The 25,954-nt window shown below is 63.0% G+C and carries 10 protein-coding genes and 1 tRNA gene; 5 read left to right on the plus strand and 6 right to left on the minus strand.

What is annotated here, in order from left to right:
- Window positions 1-11 precede the first annotated feature (11 nt).
- Window positions 12-83: transfer RNA gene (locus tag RE4_RS07990), tRNA-Thr, on the minus strand.
- Window positions 84-205: 122 nt separating this feature from the next.
- Between RE4_RS07990 and RE4_RS07995 the strand changes: the two genes are divergently transcribed.
- Window positions 206-1,633 carry a threonine/serine exporter family protein gene (locus RE4_RS07995; protein WP_019747016.1) on the plus strand — a complete coding sequence of 476 codons (1,428 nt, stop codon included), beginning with the start codon at window positions 206-208 and terminating at the stop codon, window positions 1,631-1,633.
- Between the two features lie 83 nt (window positions 1,634-1,716).
- Here the strand turns inward: RE4_RS07995 and RE4_RS08000 are convergent, their stop codons facing one another.
- The 4 genes from RE4_RS08000 to RE4_RS08015 all read right to left on the minus strand — a co-directional run bounded on the left by RE4_RS08000 (window position 1,717) and on the right by RE4_RS08015 (window position 20,839).
- On the minus strand, window positions 1,717-1,965 hold the full coding sequence (locus RE4_RS08000; RefSeq protein ID WP_003945538.1) for an MbtH family protein: 249 nt from the start codon (window positions 1,963-1,965) through the stop codon (window positions 1,717-1,719).
- A complete protein-coding gene (locus RE4_RS08005) occupies window positions 1,962-3,308 on the minus strand; it encodes a lysine N(6)-hydroxylase/L-ornithine N(5)-oxygenase family protein (RefSeq protein ID WP_019747015.1) in 1,347 nt (448 codons plus the stop codon). Before RE4_RS08005 ends, RE4_RS08000 begins: the two co-directional genes overlap by 4 nt.
- Before the next feature lie 150 nt (window positions 3,309-3,458).
- On the minus strand, window positions 3,459-20,153 hold the full coding sequence (locus RE4_RS08010; protein WP_060938390.1) for a non-ribosomal peptide synthetase: 16,695 nt from the start codon (window positions 20,151-20,153) through the stop codon (window positions 3,459-3,461).
- Between the two features lie 101 nt (window positions 20,154-20,254).
- Window positions 20,255-20,839: a class I SAM-dependent methyltransferase gene (locus RE4_RS08015; protein WP_060938453.1), complete on the minus strand. Its 585-nt coding sequence runs from the start codon at window positions 20,837-20,839 to the stop codon at window positions 20,255-20,257.
- Window positions 20,840-21,000: 161 nt separating this feature from the next.
- Between RE4_RS08015 and RE4_RS08020 the strand changes: the two genes are divergently transcribed.
- The 3 genes from RE4_RS08020 to RE4_RS08030 all read left to right on the plus strand — a co-directional run bounded on the left by RE4_RS08020 (window position 21,001) and on the right by RE4_RS08030 (window position 24,036).
- The gene (locus RE4_RS08020; protein ID WP_081098326.1) at window positions 21,001-23,148 is read left to right on the plus strand and encodes an MMPL family transporter; all 2,148 of its coding nucleotides are present in this window, start codon (window positions 21,001-21,003) and stop codon (window positions 23,146-23,148) included.
- Between the two features lie 117 nt (window positions 23,149-23,265).
- Complete coding sequence (locus tag RE4_RS08025; protein WP_020968512.1) at window positions 23,266-23,676, plus strand: DUF302 domain-containing protein; 411 nt, start codon at window positions 23,266-23,268, stop codon at window positions 23,674-23,676.
- Window positions 23,677-23,766: 90 nt separating this feature from the next.
- A complete protein-coding gene (locus RE4_RS08030; protein WP_007734349.1) occupies window positions 23,767-24,036 on the plus strand; it encodes a metal-sensitive transcriptional regulator in 270 nt (89 codons plus the stop codon).
- 59 nt (window positions 24,037-24,095) lie between these two features.
- On the opposite strand, the gene RE4_RS08035 is transcribed toward RE4_RS08030, so the two are convergent.
- Window positions 24,096-24,899 carry an alpha/beta fold hydrolase gene (locus RE4_RS08035; protein ID WP_020906324.1) on the minus strand — a complete coding sequence of 268 codons (804 nt, stop codon included), beginning with the start codon at window positions 24,897-24,899 and terminating at the stop codon, window positions 24,096-24,098.
- Window positions 24,900-25,009: 110 nt separating this feature from the next.
- Here RE4_RS08035 and RE4_RS08040 point away from each other — a divergent pair, with 110 nt between their 5' ends.
- Complete coding sequence (locus tag RE4_RS08040; protein WP_020906323.1) at window positions 25,010-25,945, plus strand: methionyl-tRNA formyltransferase; 936 nt, start codon at window positions 25,010-25,012, stop codon at window positions 25,943-25,945.
- Window positions 25,946-25,954 lie beyond the last annotated feature (9 nt).

Below are 25,954 nucleotides of genomic sequence, written 5' to 3' on the forward strand. Positions count from 1 at the left end.
TCTACTTTCGGAGCCTCCTGTCGGGATTGAACCGACGACCTTTCGCTTACAAGGCGAGTGCTCTACCACTGAGCTAAGGAGGCGAAGACCGACGCGTTGCCGCGACTGACTTTGCGGAGCCATCATATCCAAGCCGTCACGGTGGCCGCGCCCGGGTCACGTTAGATAGCGTGGGCCCCATGCGCAACTCCCACTCCGCCCCCTGATGGCGAAATTCACCGAAGCACTCACACGCCTGACGGGAAACCGCCAAGCCACCGTCGACACGGTCACGTCGGCTCCCGCGCCGCTACAACCGATCGACCTCACCGACGACGCCGTCGTCGCAGAAGTTCTGGACCTGGCGGTTCGGGTCGGCGAAGTCCTCCTCGCCTCTGGGACCGCGGCCATGGACACGGCGGAGCAGGTGCAGTTCATCGCCGCCACCTACGGCCTTGCTCAGTGTGACGTCGACGTCACTTACAACTCGATTGTGCTCTCTGCCTATCGCGGCCCGACGCGACCGCCGGCGAGCACGATGCGCATCGTCCACTACCGCTCGATGGACTTCACGCGACTGGCGGCTGTCGACCGTCTGACGCGTCGTATCCGCCGTGAGGCGATCACACCGGACCAAGCGCACGACGCACTCACAGCCATCACGACGGCGCCGCACCCGTACAACCGATGGACCGCAACCATGGCCTGGGCAGCGATGGCGGCTTCGGTCTCCGTCCTGCTCGGCGGCGGGTTCCTTGTTGCCACAGTCGCGTTTCTGACGACGATGGTTATCGATCGGGTCAACCGCGTACTGAACCGGTTCGGGTTGCCGTTCTTCTTCCAGCAGGTTGTCGGTGGTCTCATCGCGGCTGCGCCCGCCGCGACGCTCTATACCTTTCAGGATCAGCTGGGGATCAGTATCCGGCCGTCGCTGGTGATCGCGGCCGGAGTGGTCGTTCTGCTGTCCGGGCTGTCGCTGGTGGGCTCGGTCCAGGACGCGATCATGGGTGCGCCCATCACGGCCGTCGCGCGATTCTTCGAAGTGGTGATGATGACGGGCGGCATCATCGCGGGTGTCGCAATCTCACTGCGAATGACCGGAATGTTGGGTTCGACGCTTCCACCGATCAACGTGGAAGTATCGACCATCACCCAGTTGCCGATCCTCATGCTCTCCGGCGCGTGTGCGTCGGTCTTCTACGCTCTGGCCTGCTACGCCGAGCGGCGTGCACTCACCGCGGCATTCCTGGGCGGCGCGGCAGGCAGCGGTGTGTCGATCTTCGTGCAAACACTCGACGTCGGCCCCGTGATCGCCGCAGCGATCGCGGCGACCGTCGTCGGTCTTGCCGGTGGTCTGATGGCTCGCCGCGCCCTGACGCCTCCGCTGGTCGTCGCGGTCGCAGGCATCACTCCCCTACTCCCCGGTCTGTCGCTGTACCGAGGCCTGTACGCGCTGCTCAACGACCAGGTACTGATCGGTCTGACTGCTTTGCTGTCGGCATTCGGTATCGGCTGCGCCCTGGCTGCTGGCGTGACGCTCGGCGAATGGGGAGCACGAACACTGCGTCGTCCACGAATCCTGATGCGCGTGGACTCGCTACGCCGACCGATGGTCCGCAAGCGCAAACGCCGCGTTCCCGTCACCGAGAAGTAAGAGAGATTCAAGCAGAAAGAGCTGGGCACCTGACGGTGCCCAGCTCTTTCGGTTCACTCGGGGGTTTCCGAGCAGTGAGAGAATCAGCTCTCGACTGCGTGCTTTCCGCCGGCAGCCTGATCAGCTTCCATTGCCTCGCGCAGGCTCTTCGGACGCATGTCGGTCCAGTTCGCCTCGACGTATTCGAGGCACGCCTTGCGGCTGTCTTCACCGAACACCACGCGCCAGCCGGCGGGGACCTCGGAAAACGTGGGCCACAGCGAGTGCTGGTCCTCGTCGTTCACCAGCACGTAGAAGCGGCCGTCTTCGTCATCGAAAGGGTTAGTGCTCATCTCGCCTCACTCGTTACGTACGTGTCTTGTGCGCCCAGACTAGCAAGCGCACCAGTTCGGTTCTGGTGGCTCAGCACCGACGCCAGAATCTCCCCCGCCCGCACTGCCACGTTCGACAGCAGCGACGACGTCAATCCGTGAGTCTGTTCTGTCCCACCCTGCAGATAGATACCGCCTGTCACGTCCTCCGTTACAGCCAGTCGATAATCCCGACTGACGTTACGCGGAACGGACGAATCCGGCACGAGTTCACCCAACAAATTGTCCAGCGGCGCCGGGGTGAAACCCGTGGCCAGAATGAGTGCGTCGCACGACAGCGTGTCGGTCAAGCCGTCGAGGTTGCTGCGGACGGCCAGTTCGATGCCGGATTCGGTCTCTACGGCACTCGTGATCTCCGAGGCCCGACGCATGAACAGTCGCCGCGGCCCACGAACCATCTCCTGATACTCGGTGGCATAGAGCTTGTTGATCAGTTCGATGTCGACGACCGAGTAATTGGTACTGCGGTGCAGATCGAGAAGTCGACGTCGTTCCGCGGCGTCGGCGCCGTGCAGTTGATCGACGGCTTCGGGATCGAAGATGCGATTTGCGTACGGGCTGTCGTCTGCGGGGCTGTAGCCGTAGCGGGCAAAAACACTGTGGACTTCGGCGTTCGGGTAGTTCGCGTGCAGGTAGTCGACGATCTCCGCGGCACTCTGACCGGCACCGAGAACAACGAACCTGTTGTGCACGGGCTCAGGCATCGCTTCGAGGTGGAAGAGGAACTGGTGGTTGTGGAAGCACCGGGACGACGGCGTTGCCCACTCCGGAATCCGCTCTTTCAGTCCGGCTCCGACGACGATGTTGCGCGCGATCACCGTCTCACCGTCGGCTGTGCGGACCGCAAAGCGATCGACCACACCGTCGGAGTTCTTGATGCCCTCGACCCCGTCGACGGTTGTACCGAACTGCACATCCGCGTCGACTCGTCGAGCTGCCCAGCACAGGTAGTCGTTGAACTCGTGGCGCGTGGGAAAGAAGGTCTGGTGGTTGACGAAGTCGACCAGCCGCCCCTGCTCGAACAGATACGAGAAGAAGCTGTATCCGCTCTGTGGGTTACGGAACGTCACCAGGTCCTTCGGAAACGCGATCTGCATGGTGGCACCGTCGAGCAGCATCCCGGGATGCCACGCGAACTGAGACTGCTTTTCGAAGAACCGCGCATTCACCCGATCAACGGCTGCACAATTTGCATTGTGTTCTTCGACAGCAATGGCCAACGCGAGGTTGGCCGGACCGAACCCGACGCCGACGATGTCGACCACGGCGGGTTCGGCGCTGGAGTCTCTCGGTGATTCACTCATTACAGGTAGTCCATCCCCGACGGGACGACCTGATAAGGTCGCCAATCGATGTCCCGAAGTAAGTAGCAAAGGCTACCCTTAATGAGGTGAGGGTATCAATACTGTGAGCCCCCGTATAGCGGTCGACCCCGCGGAGCGATGCGACGTATGTCATAGTTTCGCCCCTTCACTCACGTCATCCCCTTCGGCGATGGCCGCAGCCTCGATCACGTCGACCAGCTGACCTGCCCATTCACGGACCGCGCCCGCATCGACGCGGTCGGCACGGAACCCGAGCGTTGCAAAAACAGGCCCTTCGCCCACCGGCTCGTAAAAACTCAACGTCAAATCCGCATCGGGCACTCCCACCGGAATCGGTACGAGAGAACCGAAGTCGCCGAGCCCGTCCAAATCCGCCTGTTGGTGATGGATCACCATCACCTGAGGTCTCATGGACGCCGGATTACCCAGAGCCTGCTCGACATACACATATGAGACGTCCTGATTGCTCAGCGCTTCCAGGTTGCCTTCCCTCACCCGACCGAGCAATTCTGCAAACGTCGGACTACCGGACGTATCCGTGCGCAGGAGAACAACATTGAAGAAGGATCCGATCATCGGTTCGAGACGGGGATCCGACCTGCCCGCAACCAATGAACCGATCGGAAGATCGGTACCCGCCCCGGCCTTCGTGAGAACGGCGGCCAGCGCAGCCTGAAGAACCATGAACATGCTCGTCCCGGTGCGCGCAGCCAGCGCGTCGATTCTGGCGTGCAGATCCGCGTCGATGTCGACGGAGACCACGTCACCCCGAGGTTCCGAGTCATCTTCCGGCAACGGAAGATTCACACTGGTCGGTATTCCGTCGAGCGCATCCTGCCAGTACGCAAGCTGCTTCGAGGCACGGCTGTCGACGTCCAGGGGGTCGCCCAACAGCTCGTCCGACCACACGGTGTAGTCGGCGTACGTCAACGCAAGCTCGTCCCAGATCGGTTGATCTCCCTGCGACCTGGCTGCATAAGCAGAGACCAGATCTCCCAGCAGCGGCACTACGGACCACTCGTCGACGGCGATGTAGTGCATGACGAGAAGCAGTGTCCGAGAGCCGTCTTCACCGAGAACCAGATGAACCCGCAACGGCGATTGCTCACGCAGATCCATCGGAAGTTGAGCGAGTTCGAACACCACTCGACCCACATCGCCGGCGCCGACATCGACCACATCGACAGTCGGCCGCACCGATTCTCTTGCCACGACGATGCCGTCGACCTCGACGAAGGTGGTCCGCAGGGGTTCGTGGCGCGACGTCACGTCATCCAAGGCGTGCCCGAGAATCTCCGGATCGATCTTCGATTTCAGGGTCAGTGCCAGAGCGTGGCTCGCTTGCGGATTCGCACCGGCCGAGCGGAACAACTCCCACTGACGACGTTGCGGCGCAGACAGACCCATGGTCTCCGGACGCCTCGCCGCCGGCGCCAGGACCGGGCGTCCACCCTCCGAACGCGCAACGACTGCCGCCAACTCCGCAACGCTCGGTGCGTCGAACACGTCTCGAATACTGACGTCCACGCCGAACGCTTCACGAATGCGACCGACCAGTTTCATCGAAGCCATCGAATGTCCACCGAGTTCGAAGAAACTGTCGTGGACTCCGACGCTCGGGAGTTGCAATATCTCCGCGAAGGCAACTGCAACCGTGGACTCCACGGCAGAGCGAGGAGCAACATCACCCGCCAACTCCGACCAGTCCGGAGCGGGCAACGCCTTGCGGTCGAGCTTTCCGTTGGGCGTCAACGGGAGCGGACCATCGAGAGCGACAACCATGGTCGGGACCATGTAATCGGGCAACGACATTGCAGCGAGATTTCGCACTGCCGTCGTGTCCACCACAGCACCGGGTTCGGGTGACACGTAACCGACCAGGCGCGTGATTTCGCCCTGCCGATCCGCGACGACCGTTGCCTGCTTCACCGAAGGATGGGCACTGAGAGCTCCGATGATTTCACCCAATTCGATTCGGAAACCGCGAATCTTGACCTGATCGTCCACGCGGCCGAGGAAGTCGATGTTCCCGTCCGAGCGCCACCGCGCTCGATCGCCGGTGCGATACATGCGATCGCCCGCGGTGAAGGGATCGGCGATGAATCTCTGTGCCGTCAGATCGAATCGGCCCAGGTAGCCTCTCGCCAGGCCGCGTCCCGCGATGTACAGCTCGCCGGATACTCCCGGCGGAACCGGACGCAGTTGATCGTCGAGCACGTACGCCTGTTCGTTGGGGTCTGGGACTCCGATGGGCACAGCACCGTTCCAACCGGGTTCCGCCTGCCACAGTGTGTTGTTCACCGTGGCTTCGGTGAGTCCGTACGCGGCAAGCAAATTCAGCCGCTCCGCCCATCGCCCGATCAGCTCGGGCGGAACCGTCTCGGTTCCGACCAACACCGTGCAACCCTGCGGTACTTCACATCCCGCCGGCAGGGCGGCCAGCAACGAGGGAGGGATGATTGCATGAGTCACGCGATTGCTCGTCATGAAATCGGTCAACGCCGGGCCGGCCACTCGTGCGCTCTGCGGCACGATCACCAGGGTGCTGCTCGTGCACAGAGCCATCGCCAATTCGAATACCGCAACGTCGAAGCCGACCGAAGCGAACTGCATCACCACCGAACCCGGTACCAGTCGCATCCGAACCTCGGCTGTCGCAACAAGACTCGGAATACCGTCATGAGAAAGGACAGCGCCCTTCGGCTTGCCGGTCGATCCCGAAGTGTAGATGACATAGGCCGCGTGGTTGACGCCAACTGGTGGCCTGGGAGTTTCGACGATCACTGCCTCGTCCAGTTCCGCACGTATCAGCGGATCGTCCAAGAGGATTCGCTCGACGCCGACCACATCCTCGATCCGCGAGCTTTCCTCCGAGGTGGACAGTAGTACCGACGTGCGAGAATCGGTGAGCATGTAGGCGATGCGCTCGCTCGGGTGGCTCAGATCCAGGGGTAGATACGCTGCCCCCAGCTTGAGCACGGCGAGGACCGACGCGACCATCTCCACCGAACGCGGGACGGCAAGTCCCACCACGTCTTCGACCGAGACCCCGCGCCGATACAGCACGCCGGCTATCCGATCACATTGCTCGGAGAGCTCGCGGTACGTGGCCTGCCCCGCCTCGTCGCGCACCGCGATCGCCTCGGGTGTAGCAGCGACCCCACGCGCGAAGGCGTCGTAGAACGTTTCCTCCGGCACGTCGACGGCGGTGTCGTTGAACGAGGTGACAACCTGTTCGAGTTCGCCGGGCAAGAAGATGTCGATGTCGCCGATCTCAATGTCGGCCGATTCCACGACTGCCGCGATCACCGATTCCAATCGGTTCGAAATTCGCTGTGCTGTTTCGCGATCGAAGAGGTCGCTGCCGTATTCGAGTCGGACGTCGATGCAGCCTTCGTCGCCGAGGTACTCGGTGAAGTTGAACACCAGATCGAACTTGGCCGTGTACTCCTCGAGTTCGAACGGATCCCCGCCCATCTCCTCGCGGCTGTGATAGCCGACCATGACCTGGAACAGCGGGTTGCGTGCCAAGGTGCGCGACGGATTGAGGCGTTCCACCACAGTTTCGAAGGGAACATCGGCGTTGGCGAAGGCCTCGAGGTCTCCCTCGCGAATGCGATCCACCAACTCCCGGAACGTCGGGTTACCCGACGTATCCGTGCGCAGCACAATCGTATTGACGAAGAAGCCGACCAAGTCGTCGAGCCCCTGTTCACTACGTCCGGCCACGGGAGCGCCGAGGGGAAGGTCCTCACCCGCTCCGAGCGCAGTCAGCAACGCCGCCGACGCCGCGTGCAGGACCATGAACATCGAACTCTGGCTCTCGCGCGCCAGATCTCGCAGTGCGGCAGTTGTGTCCACACCCAACCGTGTTACCACTGCGCCACCGGAGAAACTCGGTCTGGCCGGTCGGCTCCGGTCGGTGGGAAGCAGCAGTTCTTCGGGGGCTCCGTCCAAACTCTTCGCCCAGAAGTCCAACTGCGTTCTCAGGACACTCGACGGATCGTCGGCGCTGCCGAGTAATTCCCGTTGCCACAGGGTGTAGTCCGCATACTGAACCGGTAGCGGTTCGAACGCTGGCTCCTCGCCCTGAATCCGAGAGGAGTAGGCAGACATCAGATCGCGCAGGAACGGCCGATCGGACCATTCGTCCGTTGTGATGTGATGCAGGACGATCACGACGATTACGGCACCGTCTACTCGGATCAGACGGGCGCGGATCGGAATCTCGTTCGAAAGGTCGAACGGACGGCCCACTGCCACTGCAACTTCGCCGGCGACACCGGATTCCCGTGAATGAACTGTCTCGACCGGAACCTTCGCCGATTCGAGAATTATCTGTTGCGGTGTTCCGTCCACCAACCGGAACACCGTACGCAAGGATTCGTGTCGTCCAACGACGTCACCCAGCGCCGCGGCGAAGACGTCCGCGTCCAATGCACTGTCCAAGCGGAGCACGATCGGGAAGTTGTAGGCCGCGGAGTTCTCTTCCATCTGTCCGATCAGCCACAAACGCTGTTGAGCGGCAGAAAGTGGAAGGTGGTCCGGCCGCGGCTTCGCTACCAGCATCGGTCGCGTCGATCCCTGCTCGACCACAATGCGTTCCGCGAGTTCCGCGACGGTCGGCGCTTCGAAGAGATCACGCATGGTCAGACTGTTCGGAATGGCGATCCGAGCTCGACTGATCAGTTTGGTGGCCAGAAGCGAGTGCCCACCGAGGTCGAAGAAGTTGTCGTCGACACCGATGTCGTCCACATCGAGTACGTCGGAGAAGAGCTCACAGAGAACCTCTTCCGTGTGGTTCCGCGGTGCAATCGACTCCCCACTCCGCTCCCCCAGCACCGAATCGGCCGTGGGCAGTGCCTTGACGTCGAGCTTGCCGTTGACGGTCATCGGTAGTGACTCCACCTCGATCACCACGGCCGGAACCATGTAGTCGGGTAGGCGAACTCGCGCCTGCGCGCGGTAGTCGTGCGCGGCGCCGAGCTGCACGGGTGTCACGTAGCCGACGAGTCTCTTGACTCCGCCCGCCCCGACGTCGACCACGACCGCTGCTTGCCGCACGTGCTCGTCGGATTCGAGAACGGAGACGATTTCGCTCGGCTCGATGCGGTGACCTCTGATCTTCACCTGGTCGTCGGTGCGGCCCAGGAAGTCCAGGTTGCCGTCAGCGCGTCGCCGCACCAGATCCCCGGTGCGGTACATACGTTCTCCGGTCCCGGCCGGATCTGCGACAAAGCGCTCGGACGTGAGCGCAAAGCGTCCGAGGTAGCCGCGAGCCAAACCGGCTCCGGCAATGTACAGTTCGCCGGCAACTCCATCGGGGACCGGTCGCAGCCAGCCGTCGAGAATGTGCGCGGCGGTGTTCCAGATCGGCTTGCCGACCGTCGGGGTGTCACTGTCGGTCGTTCCGCCGCCGAGAGTGTTGATCGTGTATTCCGTCGGACCATAGAGGTTGTAGCCCACGGTTCCCTCGGTCTCGCGCAGCCTGTTCCACACCGAATCCGGAACGGCTTCACCGCCGAGTAGGACCAGCGGAGGACGGTGTTGTCCCACACCGTCGTCGAGCAACCCGCTGTCGATCAGGTGCGTCGCGTAGGTCGGTGTCACGTTGACGACGTCGATTTCCTGTGCGTCGCAGTATGCAACGAGCGCCTCGGCATCACGACGCAGATCCTCGTCACAGATGTGGACCTCGTGACCTTCCACGAGCCACAGAAGTTCCTCCCACGACATGTCGAAGGCGAAGGACACGGTGTGCGCGATCCGCAGGCGCCGGCCCGTCGCGGCGATCACCGGTTCGAAGATCGCCTCGCGGTGGTTGAACTGCATGTTCGTCAAGCCGCGGTAACCGGTGACCACGCCCTTGGGCTTGCCGGTCGAACCGGAGGTGTAGATGACGTACGCGGGGTGGTCGAGCCGATGCGGTGCTCCCGGGGCGAATGCTCCGAGTTCCGCCGCGGAGAGTGCCCGCGCCGAGATCGTCAGTCGCCTTGCCGCAGTGTCCGGCTCGTCGAGCACGATGGTCCGAATGTCCGCAGTGCGGACGTCCGCGCCTTCGAATTTCGGTGCGGCGGCGACAGTCGTCAGCAACACGACCGGATCCGCGTCGTCGATCATCACGGCCAACCGTTCGGCCGGATGGTCGAGTTCGAGAGGTAAATAGGCAGCGCCCGTGCGCAATACGGCGAAGAGCGCGACGACCATGTCCACCGAGCGCGGCAGACCAAGAGCCACGATCTTTTCCGGCCCGGCGCCGTAGTTGATCAGCAACCGCGCCATCCGATTGATCTCGCCGTCGAGATCGGCGTAGGTCATCCGACGCTTCCCGAACACGAGTGCCGTGTCGTTCGGTTGCGCCGACGCCACCTCTTCGAACAGGTCGGCAATGGTGCGCTCCGGCAACTCTCGGATCTGCGTCTGCTGCGCTACCGCGGGAATCGGCGTCGCAACGACCGAACCTGTCATATCCTGCGACCAACTCTGGAGCAGGTCGACGAAGTGACCGAGCAGGTCCTCGGCTCGGCGCGCGGTCACCAGATGCGGATGGAACTCGAACTTGACGTTGACGGTGGTACCCGGGGTGACAACCACGGTCAGCGGATAGTGCGTGTGATCGATACTGTCGCTGCCGCTCACGTCGTGTGCGGCATTGAGTGCGTCGACTTGCTTCTCGTCCACGAAGTTCTGCAGGACCATCAGCACGTCGAACAGTTGACGATGCTCGGATACACGCTGGATCGAGGCCAATCCGAGATAGTCGAACGGCATCAGCGAAAGTCGATCCGCCTGAGTGCGACGAAGAAGTTCCTCGACGCTCTCGTTCGGATCCAGTTGCAGCCGAACGGGAACGGTGTTGAGGAACATGCCCACCACGGTGTCGATTCCCGGTACCTCCGGCGGCCTTCCGGCAACCGTGGAGCCGAAGACGACGTCCTGTCGACCGGTGGCCGACGCCAGCACCATAGCCAGCGCTGCGTTGAGTACCGTGTTGAACGTGACGCCGGATGCGGCAGCGCGCTCACGCAATGCACGCGAAAGCGGTTCCGACAGAACCGCATCGCGGCGATCCGGAAGCTGAGGTTCGACGCCGGGCGCAGGCTCGGCAACAAGCGTCGGCTCCTCGAGTCCTGCGAGCGCTCCGCGCCACCCCGCGTCAGCGGCTGCACCGTCGCGGTCGGCCAACCAGGCGAGGTAGGCCTCGAACGACCCCTCGGGTTCGCCGAATGCGCTGTCATCCCCGCCGGTGTCGTACAGCGCCAGAAGCTGGCTGACGACAAGGCCGTTGGACCAGCCGTCCCACAACAGGAACTGCCTGTTGATCACCAGTCGATCATGTCCGCCGGGCAGATACAGCACGCTCATACGCCACAGCGGCGGCGCGGTCAGGTCGAATGGAGTCACTCTGTCTTGGGCGGCGACGGCCTCGGCGCGCTCACGAGCAGCCGAGTCGTCGAGTTGACGGAGATCGTGGACGGCGACGGGAACATCGAGTCCCGCACTGAAGAACTGCACGGGCTCGTTCAGTCCTTCGCTCACGAACCCCGCTCGCAACGTGGGATTTCGTCGTTGAAGTGTCCGGGCGGCCGCAGCCAACTTGTCGACATCGAGGGTGTGCCCGAAGTCCATCGAGAACTGTGCCGTGTAGATGTCTCCACCACTACTGCTGTCGCTGCTGCCTGCGTAGCCGGCTTGGAAGTACAGGCCTTCCTGCAACGGTGAGAGTGGGAGGATGCTGCTGACACCGGCCGGGCTCGCGTCGGCTATCGCGTCGATCTCGGCCTGACTCAGGTCGAGCAACGGCACATCGGACGGGGTCAGGATGGGAGGCCCGTCATGCTCCGCGGCCGCAGCCGCCAGATCGCCGAGCGCCGAAACCCAGCCGTCGGAGAGTGACTGCGCATCCACCTCGGACAAATCTTCACTTGCCCAAGCGAAGTCGGCACGGAGTTCCGAATCCACGCTGACGACATTCACGATCAGCCGATACGGACCTCCCATGTCTGCGTCGGGATCGGTGGACATGGCTTCGGATTCCGCTGCCAGGGACCATGCTGTCGATCCAGCTGTCGTCGTACGTCCGAGATAATTGAACAGGATCTGAGATTCGGAGCGCCCCGCCAATCTCGATGCCGTACGTGCATTCACGTACCGCAACATCCCGTAGCCGATACCGCCGTCCGGAGCCGCCCGCAGGCTCTCCTTCACCTCGCGCAGCGTGTCCACCGGGTCGGTTCCGCCGAGCAGTCGCATCGGGGCAATCGTGGTGAACCAGCCGACTGTTCGCGACAGATCGGTCCCGGGTACCAACTCCTCGCGGCCGTGCCTTTCGAGATCGACCAGCAGTTCGCGCTCACTGCGACCGGTGGAACGACGCCAGCGATCGACCGACATCGCCAACGCAGCCAACAGAACATCCGTTCCCTCAGCACCCAGCATGGCCGGAACCGTTCCGAGTGCTGCCTCGGAGATTGCTCCGTCCACCGTGACCGTGCGCCTCGAGCCTCCGGATACAACGGCATAGCTCGCGGTACCGGGGATCAACTCCGCGCCCGGAGCGGTCACGGTCAACCAGTGATCGAGTTCGGCAAATCGATGAGCACTGTATGCGTGTTCGGCCACCGTGCGGGAGAAGGTACGCAGCGAAGTGCCGACGGCATCCAATGCTGCGGGCTCTCCGGCCTCCACCGCCACCCAGGCCATCGCGAGATCCTCGAGCAGGGTTCCCCACGAAACCCCGTCCACGACCAGGTGGTGCGCGACTATCGCGAGTCGGCCCAGATTCTCAGCGCCGCAATCGAACCAGACCACCGAGACCATCCGTCCTGCAGACGGATCCAATCGACTGGTCGCCCACTCGGAACGTTCGGTGATGAGCGTCCGCAACTCGGCGTCATCCAGTCCCCGAGCATCAACGCGTACGACAAGGTTCGCTGCCCGGATACTGCCGGGTTCCTCGATCCGCGCCGACCACATTCCGCGGTCATGCCGGATCAAGGTTTGGCGAAGTCCGTCGTGGTGATCGAGCACGGCCTGCAATGCACCGGTGATCGAATCGAGAGATGTTGCCGGAGAGTGGATCAGAACTGCCTGGTTGAAGCGATCGGTACCACCCGTCCATTCGGACAAGCGGTGCACCACCGGCAGCGGAACCAGCTCACCCACGCCGATGTCGGCCGTGACGGTGGCAACCGACGTGGCGACATCACCCACCGCTGCGGCGATCGCAGCGGGAGTGCGCAATTCGAAGATCTGACGCGGGGTCAGTACTACCGAATCACGACGAGCCAGGTTGACCAGTCGGATCGCCAGGATACTGTCGCCGCCGAGAGTGAAGAAGTCGTCGCGTGCCCCGACGCGTGGCAGGCCGAGAACTGTCGCGAAATGCCTGGCGAGCAGGTCTGCAACGCCCGAGGAAACTACTCCCGTCGTTTCGCCCACCTGTGCCGCGAAATCCGGTGCCGGTAGGGCTTTTCGGTCGAGCTTGCCGCTCGGGCTCAGCGGCAGCGACTCGAGCCGCACGAACGCGCTTGGCACCATGAACTCCGGCAGCACCGACAACAACTGCCCTCGAACCGCAGCGTCATCAGCATCTCCGACCAGATAGGCGACCACCTGTGCGCGGTCACTCGGACCGTCGGTTCGGACGATCACGGCACTTGCCGAGACTCCGGGGCACAATGCCAACTGCGCTTCGATTTCACCGAGCTCGATGCGGAATCCACGAACCTTCACCTGCTCGTCGACACGGCCGAGGTACTCGAGAACACCGTCGCCATTCCACCGCACGATGTCACCGGTCCGGTACATCCGCGAGCCGCCGTCGCTGTACGGATTCGCCACAAATCTTTCGGAGGTCAATCCCCCACGTCCGTGGTAACCACGCGCCAGTTGTGGTCCAGCCAGATACAGCTCACCGGTGGCACCGGCCGGAACGTTCTGCAGATACGGATCGAGAACGAACAGGCCGGTATTGACGGCGGGTGCGCCGATCGGGACACTCACCGCGTCTGCCGGAGTGTCCTGCACCGATGGCTGCCAACTGACGTCGACGGCAGCCTCGGTGGGGCCGTAGAGGTTGTCCACCAGAACGTTCGGCAGGATCTCGGCAACCTTGCGCGCAACGTGAACGGGCAGTGCCTCACCGCTGCAGTTGACGATCTCGAGGGAAGAGCACAGTGCTGCTTTCGGCTCCGCAAGAAACACTTCGAGCATCGACGGAACAAAATGCACTCGGGTTACGGAATGTTCGACGATGACGTCGGCCAGATAGCCCGGATCCTTGTGCCCGTCCGGCTCGGCCATCACCAGAGTTGCCCCCACCAGGAACGGCCAGAAGAATTCGGGGACGGAGACGTCGAAACTCGACGGGGTCTTCTGCAGCATCCGGTCGGAGAAGTCCAGCGGACGTATCTGCTGCGCCCAGAGCAATCGGTTGACCACACCCTCGTTGGTGACCACAACGCCTTTGGGACGACCGGTCGAACCCGAGGTGTAGATCATGTACGCGGCATCCGCGGGCGATCCTGGGACACTCAGCGGTTCGGCTGGGAACTGCGCGGACTCCGATACCGTCACCCGCGGAACCGAACCCGAATCGAGTGAAGAATCTTCCGACACCACGACGCACACCGGATCGGCGTCGTCGAGCATGTACGTCAGCCGCTCCGCCGGATAGCCGGTGTCGAGCGGAACGTATGCTCCCCCGGCCTTCCCGATGCCGAGTATCGCAACCATCAGATCGACCGAGCGCGGCAAGGCAACCGCTACCAACGATTCGCGTCCGACGCCACGTTCGTGCAGCAGATGCGCAAAACGATCAGCGCGAGAGTGAAGTTCGGCGTAGGTCAACGACTCTTCACGGAAGATCACTGCGGTGGCTTCGGGCGTACGCCCGGCTTGATCCTGCAGCAACTCGGTCAGCGTTGCGCGCGGCCGATCCAAGGCCGTGCCGATGCTACCCGGCTGTGCGGGTGCCAGCGCGATCCGGCCGATGACCTGGTCGAGATCGCGAGAGAGCTCGGTGAGTACGACTGCGAGAGCTTCGGCCAGCGACGCAGCGGCATCGCAGTCCACCTGAGCAGCGTCGTACTTCAATTCCAACGCCAATTGATCGCCGGGGACGACGATCAGGGTCAGCGGGTAGGCCGGTCGCTCGTCGAATCGAATTCCCGTCAGTCGCACCGAGTTCGTCGGATCAGCGATTGCCGTGTCACCGAGTGGATAGTTCTCGAACACGACCAGTGATTCGAAGTTCTGCTCCAGTCCGCCGGTCCGCCGCAGTTCCGGTAGCCCCAGGTACTGATGGTCGAGTAGTTCCGATTGTTCCCTCTGCCAACGAGAAAGTGCTTGCGCAGCTGTCTCTGCCGGGTCGAACCGCAACCGAGCCGGCACAGTGTTGATGAACAAGCCCACCATGGACTCGATGCCGGGCAGGTCTCCACCGCGTCCCGATACGGTTGATCCGAACAGCACGTCTGTTCGGCCGGTCATTCGGCCGAGCACCAGTCCCCAGGCGCCGTGCACGAGCGTGCTCAGCGTCAAACCGTGGGAGCGTCCGGTGGTCGACAGCGCGCGAGTATCACTGTCGGACAGCCCGACTCGGGTAGCATGGACACCGCTGCTGCCCGCGCTCGGCGCGGGAAGTTCGACCGCGGGCCCGGGAGAGTTCAGTGCTTTTCTCCACACCGCTGCCGAAGCCTCGTGATCGTGGCCGGCCAACCATTCGAGGTAGCTGCGGTACGGCGCCGGACTCGGGAGCACCACGCCGGAATCGCCAACGCTGTACGACGCCATCAGCTCCCGCAGCATCACCGGGACCGACCATCCGTCTGCAACCGCATGGTGAATCGACTGCAGCAGAAGGTACTTCTCAGAAGAGGCACGGAGCAGTGTGTAACGGACGAGCGGCGGCTGCGCGAGGTCGAACCCGCGCGCGCGGTCGGCGGAAAGCAGTTCATCCACGTCGGCGCCGGCATCCGTGACTACTGCCATCTCCACGACGACGCTCGGGTGCACCACCTGCACGACCCGGCCGTCGCCCAGGACCGAGAATCCGGTGCGCAGCGCCTCGTGTCGATCCACGACGGATTGCAGCGCACGGCGCAGAGTCGCGCTGTCCACGGCGCCGGTCAGCTCCACGACCTGTTGCACGACATACTGATCAGCCCCCGGATCGGCAAAAGCCGAATGGAAGTAGATCCCTTCCTGCAACGGAGTGAGCGGGAGAATCTCTTCTGCCTTCGGCAACCCGTCCACATCCGCCTGAGTGAGCGCCACCAGAGGGTAGTCGGACGGTGTCGCGCCGCCGAAGGCTGCGAGCCCGGACACGGCCTTGAGCGAGTCCAGCCACAACCGCGCAAACCTGTCGATGTCGCTACGCAGGAAGATATTCGACGCCCAGGTCAGAGTGGCCCTCAGTCGTGGCCCACCGGCCGTTTCCTCGGCTACGACGTCGACAGACAACGCGTGACCCAACGGCATGGACGGATCGGCAGCGCCGTCCATCGACACCGGGAACCAGTCCCCCTCTGCAACTGCAGTGCGCCCCAGATAGTTGAGCACCACCTCGGGTGCTGCGACGCTACGCAACTGATCCGAGCTGCCGAGGTATCGCAATGCGCCGTACCCGAAGCCTGCGTTCGGGACGCGTCGAAGTTGCTCCTTGACGCTCTTGAGAACCACCGCCAACTCACCGCTCGCTTCGAGATCCGGAGCGGCTGTATCGATTTCGAGTGCAACCGGGAATACCGTGGTGAACCATCCGACAGTACGTGTCAGGTCGACGTGCGCAGCGCCGTCACCGCGAACGATGTCTTCGTCGCGTCCGTGCCCTTCCAAGTCGATCGTCACCGATGCGGCACCGCTCCACTTGGTCAGCGCAACGGCCAATGCGGTGATCAGCACTTCGCTCACGTCGGCCCCGAATGCCCGTGGGACACTGCCCAACAACCGATCGGCGAATTCCGGAGGCAGGGTGATCGATCGCGCCGCGGCGGTGCGCGCGAGGTCAACTGTCGGGTCGAGTGCCCGACGGCCGAGAGGTGACTGTTGTGCGGAAGTCACCGAGTCCCAGAACTCGATCTCCGAGTCCAGTCGCGCGGCTCCGACCGCCTCCGAAACGAGTTCGGCGTACCTTCTCACCGACGTGCCGACCGGAGCGAGTGAGGGTTCGTCGCCCTGTATCGCTGCGATACCCGCGCGCGCAAGGTCTTCGAGGATGATGCGCCAGGAGACACCGTCGACGACCGCGTGGTGGATGACAAGCAACAGTCTTCCGGGACCGGTCGCAGTGGTGAAAAGAACAGCACTGACCATCGTGCCGTCTGCCGGGTTCAGACGCCTGACGGCTCGCTCGGTCTCGGCGACGATCAGCGGTCCGCATTCTTCGAGCGGCACCGGTAATGCACGGGTCTCGAAGACCACAGACAATTCGTTGGTGGCCGGAACAAGCAGCGATCCTTCGGAAGTCAACTTCGCACGAAGTCCATCGTGGCGTGCCACCAGGGCATCGAGCGCCGCCTCGACATGCTCGGACGTCAAGGCTGACGGAGTCTGAATCAGCGCTCGCTGATGGAAGGTTCGTGCTACGTCCGGCGTCCCGAGGGCCCTGGCAGCGATGGGCGTCGTGGCTACGTGACCGATCGGTTCGTCCGAATGATCGACGATCTCAGCCGTTCGGCCGGATTGGGCGCGCGCCATCGCCTCGGCGGTGCGCAGCTGAAACACCTCGCGTGGACTGATCGACAAACCGGCTGCACGAGCCGCGGTCACGAGCGAGATCGCGACGATGCTGTCACCGCCCAGTGCAAAGAAATCGTCGGTCACGCCAACCGATTCGAGACCTACCGCCGACGCGATCAAGTTGCAGAATTGTTGTTCGACTTCGTTTCTCGCGGCGACGTGTGCACTCAGTTCGGCGAGATCGGGCTCAGGTAGCGCTCGACGGTCGAGCTTGCCGTTGGCCGTGAGCGGAAACTCGTCGAGGACAGTGACGGTGGTCGGGACCATGTAGTCGGGCAGCTTGCTCGCCGCCCACTCGCGAATGTCCTGTGAGTCGACCGCAAGGTTCGTCCCCGACGCTGCACTCACGTACGCGGCGAGATACTTTGCACCTGTGGGTGCTTGACGCACCAGAACTGCCACGTGGCGCACTCCGGGGTGTGAGATCACGGCGGCTTCGACGTCTTCGAGTTCGAGACGCATGCCACGAATCTTCACCTGATTGTCCGTGCGCCCCAGGAAGTCGAGGGTGCCGTCGGCGGTCCATCGAGCCAAGTCACCGGTGCGATACATCCGGGATCCGGCCAAATCACCGGAAACAAAGGGATCTGCGAGAAAACGAGACGCGGTCAACGCCGACGCGCCCACATATCCGCGCCCCAGTAAGAAGCCCGCTGCGTAGAGTTCGCCGCCGGTGCCGACCGGAACCGGCTGCAGGTCGCCGTCCAACACGTACAGGCGAGTGTTGGGGTTCGGGCGCCCGATGGATGTGGCAATTCGTTCCGCGTCCTCGCGGTAGATCACATGGGAGACACCGATAGTCGCTTCCGCCGGCCCGTAGCCGTGATACAGCGTCGTGGACAGTTGGGCACGGAACCGATCGAAGAGTTCAGGCGTGAGAACCTCACCGCCGCACCACACGTGCTTCAACGAATCGAGCTGATCGGTCCCGTTCGCCAGATCCAGAAGGATGTCGAGCATCGACGAAACCAAGTAGACAAAAGTGACCGATTCTCCGGCGATCAGGTCGAGCAGGTATTGCGGGTCGCGTTCCCCCTCTGGCTTCGCGATCACCAATCGACCGCCGGAGACGAGCGGGAGCAGGATCTCGTTGATCGAGATGTCGAACGAGAGTGGGGCTTTGAACAGAGAGGCATCGCCGGACCCGAACCCGAGAATCCGCTCCCGCTGCCACAGCAACCTTGCGCAGATTGCCTCGTGGCGGATCATGGCGCCCTTCGGACGTCCGGTCGAACCGGACGTGAAGATGACGTACGCGAGTTGGGCACCGTGAATACGAATGCCAGAGGTCATTATCTCGGACAGGTCCGAAGGCCCGTCCTCGTATGCCCACGCGGAGAGATCGACCAATACGGAGTCGTCTACGCCGTCCGAGGTGAGCACCAATGTGGCACCGGCATCGGCGAGGACCGATTCGCGGCGCTCTGCGGGCCAGGACGGATCCAGTGGCACGAAGGCGCCGCCGGCGCACATGACGGCCAACAACCCCACCACCATCTCGGCGGATCTCGGAAGGCCGATCGCCACAACGGTTTCGGATGCGACACCGCGCGAGATCAAGTGCGCGGCGAGCTGCGATACCCGACTTTCGAGCTCGCCGTAGGTCAGCCGAACGTTGCCGTCGACCACGGCGACAGCGCCCCGATCGGCCGAGAAGCTGCTGCGCAACAAATCCGGCACCGTCGTCACGGGCTGCGGTTCTGCGGTGTCGTTCCACCCGTGGAGCACGAGTTCACGCTCCGCGAGCGACATGGGGTCGAGTGCCGAGATCGGAAGCTGCGGCTCGGCCACGAATCGATCGAGGAACTGTTCGATTCTGGCGGTGTGATCGGCCAACTCCCTGTCGAATCCGGCCGGGGCGCGGACGTCGATCTCGATCGGTTCCCCGTCCTGACCACCGCGCACACTCAGATCCAGGTCACTGACTCGACCGGTCACCGAATTACGCACGCGCACCGGGCAGCCGCCGAAGGTGAGTGTGTGTTCGAACATCATCGAGTTGATGCCGGGACCGAAGACCTGGCGGTCGGGATCGATTGCTCGCACGTCGCGTGCGAGATCCTCTCCCCGGTACCGCCCGTGCTTGAGTATCGAGATCAAGGCGGTGTCGAGACGAGTTGCCAACTGGCCGATGGTTTCCGAGCGTTCGACCCGAATACCGAGCGGCAGAATCGTCGACGCCATCGAGGGAGTGCGCCGCATGTCGCGACCCACCCGAGCGGCCATCGGCACCGAGACGACAACGTCGTGCTGTCCGGTGGTTCGTGCAATGTACGCGATCAGCGCAGCCATGGGCAGGCGAGTTCGCCGAATCCCGGCGTCGGCGGCATAGCGATAGAGCTGCGCTGCACGATCGACGTCGAGCGTGAGCATCGCCGCGATCGGCGGCAGCGAATCATCCACCTGCCCATGCAAAATCCGCGTCGCTTCCGGTCCTGATTCAACTCGTTCGACCCAGTACTGACGGTCGAGCAGGAACCGCGGAGAGTTCCGGTATTCCAGATCGGCCGCCACCACCGCATCGAGCGACCACACCGGCGCCGCAGTCTCGAGGTCCGGATCGTCGTACCGCTCGGCGACGTCGGCGACGATGAGCGAGATGCCGTACCCGTCGACCACGCTGTGGTGATAGCGCTGATACCAGATGACTCGGTCGTCAGCAGTTCGCAGAAGCACCTGGCGGAACAGCAGATCGTCCGCACCGAAGACCCGAGCCATGTCGGTGTCCATCCACGACTGCGCAGTCGAATCGGGATCCGCCTCGGCGCGAAGGTCGAGAATTTCCACATCCCAGCGCGCATCCGGAATCGGCACCTGGATCAGCTGGTTGTCAGCATTCGCCCGAAAGTGCACGAACAGCGCTTCGACGCGCCCGACTGTGGCCTTGATCGCCGCTGCCGCGCGCTCGACGTCGATCGTCCCGTCGACCTCGACGACAAGTCCGATGTTGTACACCGGACTGCTCGGATCGACGTTCTGAGCAACCCACACCTCACGCTGAGCGGCCGTCGCCGGGAGCGTTGCGTCCAGATCGCCACCGCCCGATACAGACGGGTGAGCTACCTGAGAGTGGTCAGACATCGAGAAATCCGATCATCGTCGTTCATGCTCATCGAACGACGAACACCCTCGCAAGTTTAGGGTAGGCTACCCAGGAACGTGAAGGTGCGCTGCCGCCCTGGTCAGACCTGTTCCCATGGACCGAATTCGAGCAAAACGTCGATTGCCGTCTTACCGTCCTGCGGCCGGACGACATGTTCGAGGGCGTAGACCCTCGATCCCTCCGCGGCGCGAGCGAGATCGGAAATACCGGGCAGAATGGTCGGTTCGGGTGGTCCGCCCACACCACGGTGGAAGTTCTCGATCGAATGCCCCAAATAGAGGACGCGCCCGCCTGGCGTCAGCCACTCCCCGACGCGTTTGAGCGTGTCGGCCAACTCGTCGACCTCGAGGTGAAGAAAGCTGACCAACACCAGGTCAACTACCCCTTCCGGTTGCCACGTGGTCGCGTCGCCGACCTGCCAGTCGACAGCCTTGTCCAAGTCACTCGCCCGTGCCAGATCGATCGCCACCGACGAGTAGTCGACGGCAGTCACCGACCACCCTTGCCCGGCCATCCACCGCGCGTGACGGCCGTCGCCGCAGGCCAGATCGATCGCAGTGCCCGGTTGCAGGTCGGCAATTCGTGTTGCGACGGTTCCCGCCGGGTCGATTCCCCACGGCTCCGTCACCGCTCGGTATCGCTCGTCCCAGTCGTGTGCGTCCATGATCACTGCTCCTCGTGGTTCGTTTCACCGCGGTTCGTTCCACTGTCTCCGATCAGACGGTGCAACGAGCAGCATAGAGAACCCTCAAACGTGACAGATACATACCCCTGGGGGTATACAGGTGACGGTCAGGAATACCCCCACCCGTATCAGGAGCGAAGATGTCAGCGACCAGAACAGTCACCGCGGACCCACCCGCCCAATCCGACGGCATACTCGCGCGCCTCGGTCGATCGATGGGGGCGCACACCCGCCTCGTCATCGGCGTCTGGTTGATCGCGTTGGTCGCACTCGGCGCCGCAGCACCCAGCGTCTTCACCTCCCTGGCCGGCGCAGGTTGGCAGGCAAACGGATCCGAATCAGTGCAGGTTCGCGAGTTGGCCGAGCAGCATTTCGGTGGAAACTCCTCCGCTGCAGTGCAGGTGGTCGTTCACTCGGATTCTGTGCCCATCACCGATCCGTCGATGCAGCAAACGCTGGCGGCGGCAACGGAAATCTTTTTCGCGGACCCTCGTTTCGGCGAAGTGGTCGCCCCGCAGACCGGCATGACCATCAGCCCGGACGGACATACCGGCATCATGATCGCGGGCGCCAACGCAAGTACCGACGAGATGGTCAGTGCGGTAGACGAACTCGGCAAGGAACTCACTGCATTGTCCACGGACACCATCGAGGTGTACCCCACCGGCGCGTCGGCTTTGTGGAGCGATTTCAACAAGGCCAATCACGAAGCGATGATCAAGGCCGAAATGATGTCGTGGCCCGTCACTCTCGCGATCATGGTGTTGGCCTTCGGCTCCCTGGTTGCCGCAGGACTCCCACTGCTTCTGACACTCGCAGGTCTGGTCGCCTCGGCGGGCGGGCTTGTGATCCTCAACGAGATCACGCCGATTTCCGTGTGGGCCATGAACTTCGCGATGATGTTCGCTCTCGCACTCGGCATCGACTACGCACTCTTCCTCGTCGCCAGGTTCCGGGAAGCACTGCGAACCGATCCGGATCCGCGGGCCGCCGTGGCTCAAACGATGGACACCGCCGGCAAAGCTGTTGTCCTCTCCGGCCTCACAGTTCTGGTCAGCTTGTCTGCGGTGCTCATCGTTCCAGCCCCGGCCGTACGCACGATGGCTGTCGGAATCATGCTCGCTGTGATCTTCGTTCTCGCCGCAACACTCACCCTGCTACCTGCCGTGCTCGGCCGGATCGGCGCCAAGGTCAACGGCGGTTCACTACCGTATGCAAAGCGCCAGCAGCACCGCTCCCCGATGTTCGCAGCTTGGGCATCACTGCTGCACAAGCACCCGTGGCCTTTCGGCATCGGCGCCGTGATCGTCCTTATCGCCCTCGTCGTTCCGGTCTTCGGACTGAAGGTTGCAATGCCCTCCATCGCCGTGGTTCCCGAGGACGCCCCGGTTCGACAGGGATACGAATTGGTGCAGCAGCAGTTCGGTGACGGGGCACCCGGAATGCTGCAGATCGTCACGTCCGCCGACGATGCAGCCGACACCTCGCGTCTTGCCATGAGCGTGGATGGCGTCGCAATGATCACCCCGACGCAACAAGCGGCCGACGGATCCGATCTGGTTATGCTGCAAGCAGTTCCCACCGTCGACCCGTCAGATCCTGCGATGGAAACCATCCTTGCCGACCTTCGGTCGCAACTGCCGGAATCGGCGCTCGTCGGCGGCGCTCCGGCTGAAAATCTCGACCTTCAGAAGGCGCTCGACGACTACCTTCCCTTCGTGGTGGTCGTGATTCTGACGCTCGGATTCCTGTTGCTGCTGATCGCCCTCCAGGCACCTTTGATCGCCTTGATCGGCACGCTGGTCAGCCTGCTGTCCACTGGGGCCGCATTCGGAATCGCGAAGTTGATTTTCCAGGACGGCCACGGAGCAGGCCTGCTCGGCTTCGATCCCCAGGGGTTTCTCAACGGGTGGGGTCCGGTCTTCTTCTTCGCCATGATCTTTGCCATCGCGATGGACTACACCGTGTTCCTGCTCTCGAGCGCCAAGGAGCACTACGAACGCACAGGTGACCCCGAGACCGCACACATCGACGGCCTCGCACATTCGGGTCGGGTCATTGCGGCGGCAGCAGCGGTGATGGTTGCGGTCTTCTTCACTTTTGCGCTCGCAGATCCCTTGCCACCCAAGGAAATGGGCATCATTCTCGGTGTAGCTGTCCTCCTGGACGCAGTGCTCGTCCGCTTGGTGCTGCTGCCCGTTCTCCTGCGCCTCAGCGGCAGGGCGGCCTGGTGGGCGCCGGCATGGTTACGACGCGTCCTGCCGAACATCAGCTTCTCGCATGGCTGACCGTGTACCCGACATCACTGTCCTCTTGATACCCCCAGGGGTATGATGGAGACAAGAGAAATCGAAGCCAACGACATCGAAGCCAATGGCACCGAAGCCGACGACAAGGAGCGGGCAATGACAACACCCACAGAACCGATAGCGATCGCAACCAAGGTCACCGGAACTTTCGACGACGTCGTCACCCGAACTCGTGCTGCTCTCGCCGAGCAGGGCTTCGGCATCCTGACCGAGATCGACATGCAGGCAACACTCAAGGCGAAGCTGGACGAGGACATGGAAAAGTACCTGATCCTGGGTGCCTGTAACCCGCCGTTGGCCCATCGGGCAGTTTCGGTGGATCGTCAGATCGGCCTCCTGCTGCCGTGCAACGTTGTCGTCCGCGAAGATACGACTACCGAGAATTCGTTCTTCGTCGAAGCGATGAATCCCGCTCTCATGGTTCAGGTTTCCGGCGAACCAGGCCTGGAGTCCGTGGCGGCCGACGCCGCCGTCAAGTTGCGGGCAGCCGTCGACTCGTTGATCTGACACCGCAGCCGGATCAAACACTGGATCAAGCAGTGACATGCCCCCAGGGGTACCCTCGGTCGCAGCACGAACACTCGAGAAGGGGCCACCATGACCGGCGACGAAGAGAGCATTGCGCTCGTACTGAACAGACTGCGGCGTGCTCACGGCCAACTTGCCGGGGTCATCTCGATGATCGAGAACGGCCGCGACTGCAAGGACGTCGTGACGCAGCTCGCAGCCGTGTCGAAGGCGCTGGACCGAGCAGGGTTCAAGATCGTCGCTTCCGGGCTGCGTGAATGCCTGAGCGGTGACAGCGCGGAAGGTCAGGAACCGATGACCGAGGCCGAACTCGAGAAGCTGTTCCTGGCACTGGCCTGAAATATGAGAAGGGCCTGACCTGCAGTCAGCAGGTCAGGCCCTTTCTCGCATGCGGAAAACTACTTCGCCAGGAAGTCGATCAGCACCTTGTTCACGGCCTCCGGACGCTCGAGGTACCCGTAGTGTCCGGCGTCGGGAATCTCTTCGAACGACGCCGTCGCGATGCAGTCCGCCACCTCGCGGGAGAGGTAGGGCGGGATCATGCGGTCGTCGGCGAAAGCGACGGACAGGCAGGGGCGCATGATCGACTTGTACGCGCCCCGTCGATCGAAGGCGCGGTCCATACCGAGCTGCGCGCGAACACCCGGTGACGTTGCGCCGCCGGTGAACTCGAAGATATCCATCCAGTCGCGCGCGGAGTGATCGTCTGCCAGCGTGGCCGGCGAAAGGTTCATCACCGCGGTCACTGCGGCACGGTATTTGGCCGGCAGAGCGACGCCACTGTCGAACAACTGGCGCTCACCCTCGGTCAGGACCTGCTGGAAATGATCCATCCGGGCGTGGCCGGCGAGGAACACTGCTTTGCGAACCAGATCGGGCCTGGCGAGCGTCAGTTCCTGCGCCACCCGGGCGCCCATCGAGGTTCCGATGACATGGGCGGGGCCGCCACCGAGGTGCTCGATCAGTCCGGCGGTGTCCGCAACCATGTCGGGCATCGTGATGCCGCCGAGGCTCTCGCCGGACGGTGCGATTCCGCGGTTGTCGAAGGTGCAGACTCGGTAGCCGGCGGCCACCAGCGCCGGGGTCTGGTGCAGATCCCAGACGCGGCCGGGGCTGCCGGTCCCCATGATGAGCACCACCAGATCTCCATCACCCTTGACCTGGTAATTGATGGGGATTCCGTTGATTGTGGCGACCGTCATGTCAGCCTTCCTCCTCGTACGTGTGATCAACAATTTTGGTTGGATAGCCTAAGCTGATGGGCGGTCGTGTGACCGCAACCCCAGCCCATGCTCGTCCAGGAGGACCCCCGTTGAGAGTCGCTACGCTCGGATACCAAACCTGGGGCCACCGTACCCTGCAGGCCTTGATCGACTCCGATCACGAGGTCGTGCTGGCAATCACACACCCGAAGAGTGAGCACGTCTACGAACAGATGTGGGCGGACTCGGTTGCAGATCTGGCGGCCGAGAACGGTGTACCCGTTCACGTGGCGAACAAGCCTGACGACGCCTTCAAGGCCGCGCTGGCCGAAGCAGCTCCCGACATCATCGTCGCCAACAACTGGCGTACCTGGCTGCCTGCGGAGGTCTTCGACGCACCTAAGTACGGCACCCTCAACATCCACGATTCGCTGCTGCCCAAGTACACGGGATTCTCCCCGCTCATCTGGGCTCTGATCAACGGCGAAGAAGAAGTCGGCCTCACGGCGCACCTGATGGACGAGGAACTCGATGCGGGCGACATCGTGCTGCAGCGATCGACAACGGTCGGCCCGACCGACACCGTCACCGATCTGTTCCACCGCACGATCGACATGATCGGCCCCATCACACTCGACGCCCTGGATCTGATCGCGTCCGGGCGGACCGACTGGACGCCGCAGGACCGATCGCAGGCCACGTTCTTCCACAAGCGTGCACCGCAGGACAGCCACGTCGACTGGTCCTGGCCGGCCGAGGTCATCGAGCGTTTCGTCCGGGCACAGTCCGATCCGTACCCCAACGCTTTCGCGGAGTTCAAGGGCCGGCGCATCCGCATCCTGAAGGCGTCCGTCTCACGCGGGCACTACGGAGGAACCCCCGGCCGCGTGTTCATCCAGGAAGACGACGGCATGGTGATCGTCGCGGGCCCCGACGCATGGTCGGGCAAGAACAAGGGACTGCGGATCGAGCGCGTCCGACTCGACGACGGCAGCGAGTACACCGCCGCCGAGTTCTTCCCCCACGGCGGCGGGTACCTCACCTGATCGTCTGAA

Source organism: Rhodococcus erythropolis NBRC 15567 (assembly GCF_001552595.1).
Lineage (GTDB): Bacteria > Actinomycetota > Actinomycetes > Mycobacteriales > Mycobacteriaceae > Rhodococcus_F > Rhodococcus_F erythropolis.